Genomic DNA, 1,031 nt, shown 5'->3' with positions numbered 1-1,031 from the left:
TTATTTTTAATACAAGTATAACAGCCTATTTATAAACGATTATAAATAGTTCTGCAAATAACTTATTCATTAAGCAGCAATATTTAGCTGTTTTTAAACGTTTATTTACGGCTATTAAATATACTTTCTTAGGGGAAACCCCAATCGTAATGCCTAGCACAGCTTAATAATCTCCTTTTGCCTATCATTATACGTATTAAAATAAACTATATTGCATAAGGAATATAAGTGCAAGTGTGTTGCACTTATACAATAGTTACCCAACATTAAAAAACTCAATGAATAAAAGGAAAATCATACTAATCCATTTAGGAATATTTATTGTTTTGACTTTGCTCTTAGTTTTTAAGGCCGAAAATATTCTTAACATTTTTGCATCAGGTTTTCATCATGTTGAAATGTGGATAAGTCTTATTGTTTTCGGCACAATTGGAATTTTTATATTGTCTGGAATATCTTGTTTGACTTTTCTTATAAGATTCAAAAACGCACAAAATAAATGAGAAAATTGACTTACAAGCAATACTCAATGATTTTGTATGGAATCGCATTATTTACTCCAATGTTTTTTGGAACTTGGACACTCGGAATATTTGGATTAATTATGGGTTGGTTAGGAATTTTTGCAATTGAACCTTTTGTTGCAGTACCTTGGATTGCAAATTTTGTTTATTTCGGTAATTTAATAATCAATAAAATTAGTTTGAAATTTAGAATTGGATTATCAATATTGACAATTATTTTCGGACTATTTGTAATCGGACTTAGAGAATTGCCAGAAAATGAAGGCGGCACAAATTCTGATATTGTAGTCGGAATTGGATTTTTATTTTGGATTTCGAGTTTCATAATTCTATTTATAGGACAAATCAAACAACTGAAAGAAAAAACGTTGGGTAACAAAGAACTGTGGATAAAAACAAGTAAAAACTCATTAATTTTTCACTAACGTACTTCTGTAAGTCTCATCATATATTAATCCTGATTTAGCAATTGCGAAGGCCTGTTTTAAAAGTTTATTACACACTGCT

1 protein-coding gene is annotated in these 1,031 nt (G+C 28.8%); it reads left to right on the top strand.

What is annotated here, in order from left to right; translation table 11 throughout:
- The first annotated feature begins 499 nt into the window (after positions 1-499).
- A complete protein-coding gene (locus tag AC2D8I_RS16245) occupies positions 500-949 on the top strand; it encodes a hypothetical protein (RefSeq protein ID WP_484707167.1) in 450 nt (149 codons plus the stop codon).
- Positions 950-1,031 lie beyond the last annotated feature (82 nt).

The sequence above is a fragment of the Lacinutrix sp. YIN62 genome (assembly GCF_057219185.1).
Note: the sequence above shows the minus strand (reverse complement) of the source record. Positions and strands in the feature narration are given on the sequence as shown.

Coding starts and splice junctions, on each gene's coding strand:
- AC2D8I_RS16245 (WP_484707167.1), top strand. CDS start 500: ATGAGAAAATTGACTTACAAGCAATACTCAATGATTTTGTATGGAATC.